Origin of the sequence: Rhizobium sp. CB3090 (genome assembly GCF_029714285.1) — a bacterium.
In the GTDB taxonomy this organism is placed as follows: domain Bacteria; phylum Pseudomonadota; class Alphaproteobacteria; order Rhizobiales; family Rhizobiaceae; genus Rhizobium.
In genome coordinates this window covers 2,588,933-2,601,369 of the sequence record NZ_CP121662.1, presented here as the reverse complement: position 1 = coordinate 2,601,369, position 12,437 = coordinate 2,588,933, and the positions used below count along the sequence as shown (strand labels likewise).

Below are 12,437 nucleotides of genomic sequence, written 5' to 3'. Positions count from 1 at the left end.
TTTCGAGCTTTCGTAATGGGTCAAACTAGAGCGCTTCCCTGACTGATTGAATCGAATTGCTTTTCAAATCACTTGCATTCTGATTCAACCTATCTGCCGATGGAGGTCGGCAGATATGTCGAAAGCCCTTTCCGTTGATCTTCGCATACGTGTGCTTGCCGCCGTCGATGGCGGAGCATCTCATAGGGAGGCAGCCGAGCGTTTTGGTGTGAGCGCAGCCAGCGTGAGCCGTTGGCGTAACCTGCAAATTCGGCATGGAAACGTTCGTCCCGGTCCGCTTGGTGGCGACCGCAGTTCCCATAAGATTGAAGCTCATGCCGATCTGATAATGGCTTGGCTTGCAGAGCACCGGGATGGGACGCTATTTGAGCTTCGTGACGCTCTTGCGGCCCAAGGCATCATCGCGAGCAAGTCGGCCCTGCACCGGTTTCTCGTTCGGCACAACCAGACGCGCAAAAAAAGACTGGCCATGCGGTAGAGCAGAGCCGTCCGGACATCCTGGAAAAGCGGCAAGCCTGGTTCGAGGACCAACTCGATCTCGACCCGGAGCGGCTTGTGTTCATCGACGAGACCTGGACGGCAACCAATATGGCCCGCACTCATGGACGATGCCGCAAGGGTGAGCGGTTGCGAATGGGGTTTCCGCATGGTCACCGCAAGACAACCACACTGGTTGCAGGCCTACGCAGCACGGGAATAGTGGCACCGCTTGTCATCGACGGGCCGATCAACGGTGAGTGGTTCGAAGCCTATGTCGCTCAGGTCCTGCTTCCAACCTTGAAGCCGGGTGATGTCGTCATTCTCGATAATCTATCCAGCCACAAACGACCGGCGGCGCGAGAGATGATCGAAGCGGCAGGTGCGACCATGATGTTCCTTCCGCCCTACAGCCCGGACTTCAATCCCATAGAAAAGGCCTTCTCCAAGCTGAAGGCACTCCTGCGAAAAGCTGCCGAGAGAACCGTAACCGGTCTATGGGATCGCATCGGCAAGCTGATTGGGCGGGTCGACCCACAAGAGGCCCGAAACTACTTCAACTCATGTGGATACGATCCAGCATGAATGGGAAACGCTCTAAACGGCCGGCGCGCAGAAGGCGGCCGACCGGAAGGCTGCATAGCAGCGCTCGATGCGAAGTCTTAGGCGGTGGCGGTGGTCTGGTCGTCGATCGTGGCACCGCCAACATGCGCCTTGATCGATTCAATGGCATGCAGGGCCGAAGCCTTTGCCTTGTAGCCTTCGGAGGCAAACATGGTTTCGCCGTTCGAGGCCTTGAACCGGAAGCGGAATTCGCCAGCCTTATCCTTGTAGACTTCAAATTTATACATGGTTCCCGTCTCCTAGAATCGCATCGGCGCGAGATGACGGCGAAAATCTAGCGCAACTTTAAAGCTATTTCCACCTGTTGTATTCGGCTTGGCTGATCCTTCGTCATTTGACGGCAAGCATGCGATCCTCGATGCCGGCGTCGAATTGCAGCCTTGCCAGCTTGGCGTAGATGCCGCCCTGATGGATTAGGCTCTGATGCGTGCCTTCTTCGACGATGCGTCCCTGATCGAGCACCAGGATGCGGTCGGCCTTCAGAACCGTCGCCAGGCGATGGGCAATGACGAGGGTGGTGCGTGTTTCCATCAGCCCATCGAGTGCCTTCTGCACCAGCGTCTCACTTTCGGCGTCGAGTGCCGAGGTCGCTTCGTCGAGCAACAGGATCGGCGCATTCTTCAGAATGGCACGGGCAATAGCGATGCGCTGGCGCTGGCCGCCGGAAAGGGTAATGCCGCGTTCGCCCACCTGGGTATCGTAACTCTTGTCCAGGCGCGAGATGAATTCATCCGCCTGGGCAGCGATCGCGGCGGAGCGGACCTCGTCGCGTGAGGCTCCAGGGCGGCCGAAGGCGATATTGTCGTGGATCGAGGCGGCGAAAATGGTCGTGTCCTGCGGCACGATCGCGATGCGGTCGCGCAGGGCATCGGGCAAGACGCGACGAGCGTCTATACCGTCGATGGCGACCCTACCCTGCTGCGGATCGTAGAAGCGCAGCAGCAGCGAAAAGACCGTGCTCTTTCCGGCGCCGGAGGGGCCGACGATCGCTACCGTCTCGCCCGGCTTGACGGAAAGCGACAGGCCATGCAGCGCCGATTTGCCCGGCCGCGACGGATAGGAGAAATGCACATCGGAGAATTCCACCCGACCCTGCGGTGGCTGGGGCAGGGGCAAAGGATCGGCGGGGACGGTGATCGGCGAGACTTCAGCCAGAAGCTCGCCCAGGCGATCGGCCGCGCCGGCGGCTTGCGACAGCTCGCCCCAGACTTCCGACAGCGAACCGAGCGACGAGCCGGCAATCACGGAGTAAAGGAGGAACTGACCAAGTGTTCCTGCCGACATCGTTCCGGCAAGCACATTCTGCGCGCCGACCCAAAGCACGGCGACGATGCTGCCGAAGACCATGGTGATGGCAAAGCCGGTTAGCAGCGAGCGGGATTTGATTGCGGCGCGGGCCGCCTGATAGGCATCCTCGACCGCTGCGCCGTAACGCTGCGCCGCCGCCGCCTCGCCGTTAAAGGCCTGAATGGTGCGGCTGGCAGCGATGGTTTCGTTCGCATAAGCGGACGCATTTGCGAGCGTATCCTGTGCGGCGCGTGAGCGCTTGCGCACGGAGCGGCCGAAACTGACGAGCGGCAGCACGATGATCGGGATGGCGATCAGCACGATGCTCGACAGCTTCGGGCTGGTGACGATCATCATGCCCACGGCGCCGAGACAGAGAATGAGATTTCGTAGCGCTACCGAAGCCGTTGCGCCGACGGCGGACTTGATCTGCGTCGTGTCGGCAGTCAGCCTCGAGACGATTTCGCCGGACTGATTGATATCGAAGAAGGAGGGGGACAGCCGCGTCACATGATCGAAGACTTCGCGGCGCATATCCGAGACGATGCGCTCGCCAATGGTGATGACAAAATAATAGCGCAGCGCGCTTGCGACCGCGAGGATAACGGCCATGACCATGATCGCGCCGAAATAGCTGTCGATGAGGCCGCGATCGGACTGATCGAAGCCATGGTCGATCATTCGGCGGACAGCGAGCGGCAGGGCGAGGGAGGTGACGGCGGCGACGGTCAAGGCGATCAGCGCGCCCAACACCATGCCGCGATAGCGCCTGAGATAGGGTGTCAGGCGCTTGAGCGGCCGAATGGATCTGCGTTTTTTGTCGTCTGCCTGGCCCGTCTCTGACAAGTCGTCTCCAATCCCCATATCAGCAAGGGACTTCGCTCTTTCGCCCTTGTTATCCTTGCTGCCTTCATGTATAGGCACGCCATCTTAATTGGAAGCCGTGGCCTCAATCGGACTGCGGCTTCATTTATTCAATCGGTTCGGTTGCCGCAATGGCTTGCGACAAATGGACCCTGGCATGACAGGAAGATTGTTATGAAGGCCAACATCCATCCCGACTACCACACGATCAAGGTGGTCATGACCGACGGCACCGAATACGAAACCCGCTCGACCTGGGGTTCGGAAGGCGCTGTCATGAACCTCGAAATCGACAGCAAGTCTCATCCGGCTTGGACCGGCGGCAACCAACAGCTCGTTGACCGCGGCGGCCGTGTTTCGAAGTTCAACAAGCGCTTCGGCGGTCTCGGCATCTAATCGCTTCGCGATCTGGTATTTTGAAAAAGCCCGGTTTTGCCGGGCTTTTTGCGTTGTCTTAATACGATGCCTTCTGTCAAGCGGCGGTTCTTCAAGCCATCGCTGATATCTTCCGGCCGAATAAAATAAAACCGGCCGTGCAGAACACGACCGGTTTATTGGTCAGCCATAAGCTATCGAATTCAGTGATTTCCAAATGCTGTCTGCAGCAGGGTGAGCTGCGCTTTGACGCTGTTCTGGTTGTCCGGAACGATCGGGGTTTCCGTCGGGCGATAGATTTCGCGGTCGAGCAACGCGACGCGGTTCTGAAGGCGCAACGAGCGCTCGACGAGGTCACGGAAGGCTTCCGGGAGGTCGTTCCAGCCGGGTGCGTTGCGGTCGACGTTGAAGCCGTCGAGGCGAACCTTGTTCTTTTCGGTCAGCACCTGATCGCGCGACATTTCGCCGTTGTTGACGGCGCGCTGCAGCAGTAGCCACGAGGCCATCTGCATCAGGCGGGTGGTCAGTCGCATGGATTCAGCGGCATAGAGCACGGAGGCCATGCGCGGCAGAACCTTGGAAGCGGCACGGCCCTGGCCATCGAGGTAAGCCGCGGTTTCCTCAACCAGCGACATGCCCTCCGAATAGAGCGTCCTGAACTGCGCCGATGAAGCTGCATGGCCAGCAAAGCTGATGGTATTCAAACCAAGTTCCGACATCGAAGTAATCCCTGCCTCACGCAACACTTTTGTTCAGGAAAATCCGCTCAAGTTCAGAAGAACTCTCGGGTCCGCTCTTATGGCTTCAAGATGGTGGTTTTAACTGAAATTCGCAAGGCGATTCTTAAGAAAGGGTTAATCTCCACAGTTTCGTCGGGCGCCTTGCGCCGAGGCGAAAAAGAAGAGCCGCAAATGCGGCTCTCAAGGTAAAACAGGGAGAAAAATCAGACCAATTCGCCAAGTGGAGGAACTGTCTGAGTCCAGAGCAAATCTGGATGGTCATAGTAATATGTCGTAAAGCTTAATATTCCGTTGAGCCTGTCTCGATCTGTACTTCAATCGCACAATTCGCTGATGTTTGGCTTACGAGCGGAACAGGTTTTCGGCGGCTTGACGACCGGATTCCTTGCTGGCGATCTCCGCTTCCAGCCGCGCTATCTCCTCTTGCATCAGCGCGACGCGCGCCTTGAGTTCGTCGACGGAGAGCAGCGACAAATCGCTGCCGATTTCGTGGGCAGACGGCTTCTTTGGGCGGTCATCATCGAAAATGCTCATCTGTCTCCTCCTTCTTGTCTTCGGTTTGTCTCACCCCCGGCGGCTCATGTGCCGTAGTTTACCGTCATATCTTCTTTTTTCGAAGTCTCGCTGCGGGCCAGTGACATGCTTTCTGGCGTGATCATCTGCGCATTCGCCGAAGGCATCGTGGTGTAGGCGTCGCGGTCGCTGGCGGGCTTTGCGGCGCGCATGCGGCTGCGGAAAATCGCGTAGGTCGTGATCAGCACATGGGCGACAGCGGTGACGAAGAACAGCGCGTAGGGGCCGATGGCCGACATGACGGGACCGCCGACCGTCGGGCCGATGATCGTGCCGATGCCGTAAAGCAGCAACAGGCCGCCGGAGACTTTGACGAAATCCTCGGGGGCGGCGAAGTCGTTGGCATGGGCGACAGTGATCGGATAGAGCGTGTTGGCGACGGCGCCATAGATGACCACCATCCCGATCAGGAAATAAGGACCGGCCGGCTGCAACAGGAAGAGCAGGAGCCCGTCGATGGCGGCGATGGCGGCCATGCCGGCCAGCACGTAGCGGCGGTCGATGCGGTCGGAAAGGCGGCCGGCCGGAAACTGCATCACGGCGCCGGCAAAGATGGTCGAGCTCATCATCAGTGCGATATTGCCGTCCGAGAGGCCGGCATTGGCGCCGAAGACGGCGCCGAGCGTGCCATAGGCGCCGTTGGCGATACCGACCAGCAGGATGCCGATGGAGGCGACCGGCGAATTGCGATAGAGCGCCTTCAGATCCAGGCTGACGGCTTTTAGCGGCTGCGGCGAAGCGGCGGTCGAGAGCGTCGTCGGCAGCATGGCGATGCAATAGCAGATGCCGCAGAACATGAAGAGGATCGGCGTGTGAATATCCTCGAAGGGGATCATCATCTGGCCGGCAACGGCGCCGATCAATGTGATGCCGATATAAAGCGAGAAGATCGCGCCGCGGCTTTCATTGGTGGCGCGCTCGTTGAGCCAGCTTTCGATGATCATCGAGGTACCGGCGGTGCAGAACCCGGTGACGGCGCGCAGCAGCACCCACCAGGTAGCGTCGACGATGATGCCGGTCAGTAGCGCGATGATCGCAATGACGGCGATGAAGCCGGAAAAGGCACGGACATGACCGATGCGCCGGACCAGTTTCGGCGCCGTCAGGCAGCCGAGCACGAAGCCGGTCGCCCAGGTCGTGCCGAGCAGGCCGAGTGTCGTCGTGGCGTAACCCTCGGCTGTACCGCGCACCGGCAGAAGCAGGCTATGCAGGCCGTTGCCGGTGAATAGAAAGAGCGTACCGAAAAGCAGGGCAAGAACGGGTAAAATATTTCTTTTCATGTTCCCACTTTCATGCGGCTCCGCTTAAAGAACCGATAAGGCAGGACAAAGCCCTGCCAGTTTTCACTATTGATTGTGCCCCGGATTGCCGTTATCGGCGTTAAGAAACAGTCTGTTGGCGCGGAAAAATGTCCGTCCTATGACGAATAGAGCATGATCGTGAAAACTGCGCAGTGGTTTTCCAAAAAGCCATGCTCACTCTTGCGCAAACGGGGAAAAATACCGTGACAAAAGTGATCGCGGTGCTGCTGTTGCTGGCCATGGCGGTGCAAATCATCAAGCCGCTCGGGCTGCCCGGCCTCAAACGGCGTGCCGATTTCTGGAAGATCGCCGTGATTGCCTTCGCAATCTGGACGATCGCTCTGGTCATCAATGAGACATTTTAGCGCATGAGGCCCGAGGCGGGGCTTTGGACGCAGCCTAGAATGTGATTTCGCCGCGCATAACGCTGACGCAGTCGCCTGAGATAAAGACGTCGGTGACGGAGCCCGCGGATTTCCTGACACCGAGGTTGATCAGGCTGCGCCGGCCCATTTCCACGCCCTGTTCGATGGTGATCTGCATTTCTGTGTCGGCTTCAGGTAGCAGCGAGGCGAGATAGGCGCCAAGGGCGGCGGAGGCGCTGCCGGTTGCCGGATCTTCGAGAACGTTATCCAGCGGCGCGAACATGCGGGCACGGATGTGCTGGGGGTTCTCGGCCAAGCGCGTATAGAGGAACAGCGAAAAATCAGTCTTCTCGTCTTCATGGCGCGCGGCTGCTTCCGCGAAAGCGGCGGCGTTCGGGCGGGCCTTGCCGAGGGTTTCGAGACCGTCCACTTCGGCAAAGGCGAAGAGCAACCCGACGGAGGCGAATGTCGGAGCATGCGTCGTGTGACGGATGGATGCGGGATCGAGCTGAACACAGCGGGCGACAAGATCGCCGGCAATGGCGCTGCCCACTTGCAACGCGCCTGGCGCCCGAATCTTTGCGCCGCTGACCTCATTGCCATTGCGCAGCAATTGTACCTTCACCAGTCCGGCTTTCTCTTCGAAGAGCAGCCTGTCGCCGGGCGTCTTTCCGAAGATCTCCGTTTGCCGGCCGAGCACGAAAGCCGTGCCGACATTGGGATGGCCGGCAAAGGGGATTTCTTTTGTTGGAGTAAAGATGCGGACGCGCGCGGTATTGTCCGGATTCTCCGGAGGAAGAACGAAGGTCACTTCGGAGTAATTGAACTCCGTCGCGATCTTCTGCATCGCCTCGTCGCTCAAACCGCGCGCATCGGGGATGACGGCAAGCGGGTTGCCGGCGAAACATTCGGAGGTGAAGACATCGGCGGTGACATAGGCAACGGCGTTCATCGACTGCTCCCGCTCATTTGGAGAAAACGATCAGGATATAGCTGCTGGCCGTTTGCCGCCGGAAGCTAAAACTTGTGCGGGTGACAAGTTAGCGAGGGCGAGTTCGGGCGGGGACCGCAAATTTTAGCGGTGGGACGCTCTGGATAAAAAAGCCCCGATCGCATCGCGATCAGGGCTTTCATGCGTTCGAAATGACACCTTAAATCAGGCGGCCTTTTCGCTGTCCTTGGTCCAGCTCCCCTTGGCGGCGAGATAGTTCATCTCGGCGCGGTGGGCGAAGGCGCGCTGGCCAGCGGCGACGTTTTCCGGCTTGCCGCCCCAGGCTTTCAGCGAAGCGTCCTGCAGGGCGCGGCCGTAGGAGAAGGTGACGTGCCAGGGCAGATCATAGCCGTTGATGGCGGAGAGATGCGCGGTTGCTTCTTCCGGCGATTGTCCGCCGGAGAGGAAGGCGATGCCGGGGACGGCGGAGGGAACGGTTTCCTTCAGCACTCTGACGGTTGCCTCGGCGACTTGCTCGACCGATGCCTTGCGCGCCTTCTTGCCGTCGATGACCATGCTCGGCTTCAGGATCATGCCTTCGAGGTTGATGCGGGATTCGGCGAGCTCCTGAAAGACAATCCGCAGCGTCCAGCGGGTGACTTCCTCACTGCGGGCGAGATCGTGCGTGCCGGGTTCGCCATCCATCAGGACTTCCGGCTCGACGATTGGCACGATCTTCGCCTGCTGGCAGAGAGCGGCATAGCGGGCCAGCGCATGGGCATTGGCCCTGATCGAGCCGTAGGTCGGCAATGCGTCGGAAACGGCGATCACGCCGCGCCATTTGGCGAAGCGGGCGCCGGCGTCGTAATATTTCGCCAGCCGATCAGCGAGACCGTCAAGGCCTTCGGTGATGGTTTCGCCCGGGAAGCCGGCCATCGGCTTGGCGCCGGTATCGACCTTGATACCGGGAATGCTATCGGCGGCGCGGATGATGTCGACGAAAGGCGTGCCGTCGGCAGCCTTCTGGAAGAGGGTTTCCTCGTAGAGGATGACACCGGAGATGTACTTCTTCATCGCGTCGTCAGAGCGGAAGAGCATTTCGCGATAGTCGCGCCGGCTCTCTTCGGTGGAAGCAAGAGCGATCGTGTCGAGACGTTTCTTGATCGTGGCGGTGGATTCGTCAGCCGCCAGCAGGCCTTTGCCGCCGGCCACCATCTTTACGGCAATGTCTTCAAGTCGTTCGCTCATTTTCGTTCTCCAAGGCGATTTCAGTCAGCGACGGGTCATATAAGTCGGCGATAACAGAAGTGAATATAGAGGGAAATGGGCAGCTAAATTATTGAAACGATTGAAATGATTTCAACCGTTTGAAAGTTTGCATCATCAGTTTAGCATCCTGTGGAAAGCTGCGAAAGTCCGGGTCGCAGCTCTCCTGATCGTGTGAAATGCGGCTGTTTACTTTTCAGTATGGAGGACGGCGACGCCCGGAAGGACCTTGCCTTCCATCCATTCGAGGAAGGCGCCGCCTGCCGTCGAGACATAGGTGAAATCATCGGCAACGCCGGCATGGTTCAGCGCGGAGACGGTATCGCCGCCGCCGGCAACCGAGGTCAGCTTGCCGGCCTTGGTGCATTCGGCGGCATATTTGGCGGCTGCCACCGTGGCAGCGTCGAAAGGCGCGATTTCGAAGGCACCGAGCGGGCCGTTCCAGACCAGCGTCGTTGCGCGTCCGATCCAGGCCTTGACGGCTTCGACCGATTTCGGGCCAACATCGAGAACCATGGCGTCGGCCGGAATGGCATCGATCGAAACGACTTCATTGTCCGCGCCTGCCTTGAACTCGCGGGCGACGACGCCGTCTTCCGGCAGCACGATAGCGCAGCCCGCCGTGGCGGCTTCGATCATGATCTGCTTGGCGGTATCGGCCAGATCATGCTCGCACAGCGACTTGCCGACATTGGTGCCGCGGGCGGCGAGGAAGGTGTTGGCCATGCCGCCGCCGATCACCAGCGCATCGACCTTCTTCACCAGGTTCATCAGCAGGTCGATCTTGGTCGAGACCTTGGCGCCGCCGACGATGGCGACGACCGGGCGGGCCGGATTGCCGAGGCCTTTTTCCAGTGCCTCCAGCTCGGCTTGCATGGTGCGGCCGGCGTAGGCGGGGAGGTGATGAGCAAGGCCCTCGGTCGAGGAATGGGCGCGGTGGGCAGCGGAAAAGGCGTCGTTGACGTAGATATCGCCATTGGCAGCCAGCTTTTCAGTAAAGGCGGTGTCGTTTTTCTCTTCTTCCTTATGGAAGCGGGTGTTTTCGAGCAGCAGAATATCGCCAGCGTTCATCTTGGCGATTGCCTCGGCTGCCGGTGCGCCGATGCAATCGGAGGCGAAGAGAACGGCGTGATCGAGCACTTCTTCGACCGCGGGAACGATCAGGGAAAGCGACAGATCCGGCGACGGGCCATCCTTCGGGCGGCCGAAATGGGCAAGCAGGATGACCTTGGCGCCCTTCTTGGACAATTCCAGAATGGTCGGCGCCACGCGCTCGATACGGGTCGCGTCGGTGACTTTGCCGTCCTTGACCGGCACGTTGAGATCGACGCGCACGAGCACGCGCTTGCCGGTGATATCGCTGAGATTGTCGAGGGTCTTGAAGGCTGCCATGGGGAGGATCCAATGCTGTTGGTACCGCGAAGTGCGCCGACCATACTACGGATGATGCGAGACGCAAGGCGTTCAGGCGTCGTTTTTGCCGGTATTGGAATCGGTTGAAACCACCTCTTCGGCGTGTTCGCGGCGCTTGCGCAGGAAGCCGCGAATACCGCTCAAGATATCATGGAGATTGATGAAAATCGGCAGGATCGACGGTGGTTCCAGCGCCTCCAATGACATGCCGACCGACTGGATGTGGTCGTTTTCATCGAGATCGCGGACGATGAGGATAATCTCGCCGAGACGGACACGATCGGCATAATCTGCCTTGCCGCCGAGGCGCTGACGCATCAGCTCGGCGATGGTCAGGCCCTTCTCCGCTTCGCTCAGAAGCCCTGGACCATAGGCTGCGTCGAGATCGGCGGCGGGGCGCAGCGGTGAGATCGAGAAGGCGCCGAAGAAATCGGCGTCATCCGGATCGACCGGCGCGCGGCTGGCAAACAGGCGGTCGAGAAGGCGCGAATAGCTGGGTGAGATGAAGAGATAGACGAGATCGTTTTCGCGCAGGCGGCCGGCATATTGATAGCGCATCGACTTGCCCTCCCGCACGACGAGCGACGGCATGGCCCAACGCGGTATGCGCTCGCCGCGCAGGACCGGACTATCCTTGACGACGCGATAGGATAGCAGCTCATGGTTGACCGTGCCCGGCAGGTCGACCTCGACCTTATCGACGGCACCCATGCGCGGCGGCACGATGAGGCCGAGCCGTCGGGCCATCGGCTTGATCGTCCAGCCTTGAACGAGAAGCGACACCAGCACGACGATGAAGGCGACATTGAAATAGGTATGGCTATCTTCGAGATTGCCGAGGATCGGCATGATGGCGAGCAGGATGGAGACGGCGCCGCGAAGGCCGACCCAGGCGACAAACCCCGTCTCTCGTTGCGTGTAGTCGAAAGGCAGCAGGCATAGCCAGACGGCAACCGGCCGGGCGATGAAAATCAGGAACAGCGCCAGCGCCACGGCGGGGATAGCGATCGCTGGGAATTGCGATGGCGTGGCGAGCAGCCCGAGGACCAGGAACATGATGATTTGCGCTAGCCAAGTCAGGCCGTCCTGGAAGCGTTTGATGCTTGCCGAAGCCGGCATCTTGCGGTTGCCGGCGTAAATGCCGGCCACATAGACGGCGAGAAAACCGCTGCCGCCGACGGCGCCGGTAAAGGAGAAGACGAGAAGGGCAAGCGCCAGTACGAAAATCGGCGTCAAGCCGCGATCGGTCTCCAGATGGCTGACGATCAGCACGATCATCATGCCGCCGAGCAGGCCGAGAATGACGCCGAGACCCATCTGCTGGAGGAAGGTGGCGAGCATGGCGAGATTGAGGCCGTTATAGCCTTCGCCGCTCGCCAGCAGTTCGACCAATGCCAGCGTCAGGAAGATCGCCATCGGATCATTGGTGCCGGATTCGACTTCCAACGTCGAACGCACCTTGTCGCGGATGTTGATGCCGCCGATGCGCAGCAGGAAGAAAACGGCCGCTGCATCCGTCGACGCAACGATCGAGCCAAGGAGCAGACCTTGCAGCCAGGTAAAGCCGAGGAGCCAGGTAGCGGCGAGGCCGAAGAGTGTCGCTGTCACGAGAACGCCTGCAGACGCAATGGTCAGGGCGGGTGCGGCCGCCAATTTAAATGCCTGAATCGGCGTGCCGTAGCCGGAATCGAAGAGAATGATGGCGAGGGCCAGCGAGCCGAGAATATAGGCAAGGTAGTTGTTGCTGAATTCGATGCCGAGTCCGTCCGTGCCGGCCATCAGGCCGATCATCAGAAAAAGCAGCAGCAAGGGTGCGCCGAAACGGAAGGCAAGCAGGCTCGAAAAGGCCGCCAATAGAATCAGGACCGTGCTTACCAGCACGACGACGTAAAATGCCTCCACCCCTTCTTCCCCTTTCCCGCGCACCCTTGCCCGGGTCGAGCCCCGGAACATTCGCAATTCTCCCCACTCACTATGCCGCCGCGGCTTAAAATTAGTACATGCAAATATTATTCGGAAAAGGCTGGATCGATGCCGGTTCCGACGATTGCGACTTCATGGTGTAATGCGTTTCACCAGAACAGCGAAACGGTCCGGAACGTCTTGGGAGAATTCCTGGAAAAAATTTATTTGTAAATCTGGACCATAGCAGGGCAGGGAGAGGGAAGATTCAGGCGGATCGGAGGAATAATTCGGATCTGGCTCTTGTCCGCACGGTCTG

General features: G+C 59.5%; 12 protein-coding genes. 3 read left to right on the top strand and 9 right to left on the bottom strand.

All coding sequences use genetic code 11. The annotated features are described in order from the left end of the window. The first annotated feature begins 115 nt into the window (after nt 1–115). A protein-coding gene (locus QA646_RS12605; RefSeq protein WP_283055531.1) for an IS630 family transposase occupies nt 116–1,062 on the top strand; the annotation gives its coding sequence in 2 pieces (ribosomal slippage) (nt 116–464 and nt 464–1,062; 948 coding nt in all). 77 nt (nt 1,063–1,139) lie between these two features. Here QA646_RS12605 and QA646_RS12600 read toward each other — a convergent pair. Together QA646_RS12600 and QA646_RS12595 are read right to left on the bottom strand one after the other, a co-directional pair. Then, the gene (locus QA646_RS12600; protein ID WP_283055785.1) at nt 1,140–1,328 is read right to left on the bottom strand and encodes a YegP family protein; all 189 of its coding nucleotides are present in this window, start codon (nt 1,326–1,328) and stop codon (nt 1,140–1,142) included. A gap of 103 nt (nt 1,329–1,431) precedes the next feature. Beyond that, complete coding sequence (locus QA646_RS12595; protein WP_283055784.1) at nt 1,432–3,234, bottom strand: ABC transporter transmembrane domain-containing protein; 1,803 nt, start codon at nt 3,232–3,234, stop codon at nt 1,432–1,434. 192 nt (nt 3,235–3,426) lie between these two features. On the opposite strand from QA646_RS12595, the gene rpmE reads away from it, so the two are divergent. After that, the gene (gene rpmE / locus QA646_RS12590) at nt 3,427–3,648 is read left to right on the top strand and encodes a 50S ribosomal protein L31 (protein ID WP_120705332.1); all 222 of its coding nucleotides are present in this window, start codon (nt 3,427–3,429) and stop codon (nt 3,646–3,648) included. A 182-nt stretch (nt 3,649–3,830) separates the two neighbouring features. Here rpmE and QA646_RS12585 read toward each other — a convergent pair whose 3' ends face one another. The 3 genes from QA646_RS12585 to QA646_RS12575 form a co-directional block, all read right to left on the bottom strand. Next, nucleotides 3,831–4,346, bottom strand: coding sequence for a DUF1465 family protein (locus tag QA646_RS12585; RefSeq protein WP_283055783.1), 516 nt, complete (start codon nt 4,344–4,346; stop codon nt 3,831–3,833). A gap of 363 nt (nt 4,347–4,709) precedes the next feature. Continuing rightward, entirely contained in the window at nt 4,710–4,901 is a 192-nt protein-coding gene (locus tag QA646_RS12580; RefSeq protein ID WP_283055782.1) for a DUF1192 domain-containing protein, read from the bottom strand. A gap of 44 nt (nt 4,902–4,945) precedes the next feature. Beyond that, nucleotides 4,946–6,220 carry an MFS transporter gene (locus tag QA646_RS12575; protein WP_283055781.1) on the bottom strand — a complete coding sequence of 425 codons (1,275 nt, stop codon included), beginning with the start codon at nt 6,218–6,220 and terminating at the stop codon, nt 4,946–4,948. 224 nt (nt 6,221–6,444) lie between these two features. Between QA646_RS12575 and QA646_RS12570 the strand changes: the two genes are divergently transcribed. Then, nucleotides 6,445–6,606, top strand: coding sequence for a hypothetical protein (locus QA646_RS12570; RefSeq protein WP_183937679.1), 162 nt, complete (start codon nt 6,445–6,447; stop codon nt 6,604–6,606). A gap of 34 nt (nt 6,607–6,640) precedes the next feature. Here QA646_RS12570 and QA646_RS12565 read toward each other — a convergent pair whose 3' ends face one another. From QA646_RS12565 to QA646_RS12550, 4 genes are all read right to left on the bottom strand, one after another. Further along, nucleotides 6,641–7,558 carry a PhzF family phenazine biosynthesis protein gene (locus QA646_RS12565; protein WP_283055780.1) on the bottom strand — a complete coding sequence of 306 codons (918 nt, stop codon included), beginning with the start codon at nt 7,556–7,558 and terminating at the stop codon, nt 6,641–6,643. Between the two features lie 204 nt (nt 7,559–7,762). Then, nucleotides 7,763–8,785, bottom strand: coding sequence for a class I fructose-bisphosphate aldolase (locus QA646_RS12560; protein ID WP_283055779.1), 1,023 nt, complete (start codon nt 8,783–8,785; stop codon nt 7,763–7,765). A 207-nt stretch (nt 8,786–8,992) separates the two neighbouring features. Then, nucleotides 8,993–10,195 carry a phosphoglycerate kinase gene (locus QA646_RS12555; protein ID WP_283055778.1) on the bottom strand — a complete coding sequence of 401 codons (1,203 nt, stop codon included), beginning with the start codon at nt 10,193–10,195 and terminating at the stop codon, nt 8,993–8,995. A gap of 72 nt (nt 10,196–10,267) precedes the next feature. Next, nucleotides 10,268–12,118 (bottom strand): potassium/proton antiporter, encoded by a 1,851-nt coding sequence (locus QA646_RS12550; RefSeq protein ID WP_283058862.1) that lies wholly within the window; start codon nt 12,116–12,118, stop codon nt 10,268–10,270. Nucleotides 12,119–12,437: the final 319 nt, after the last annotated feature.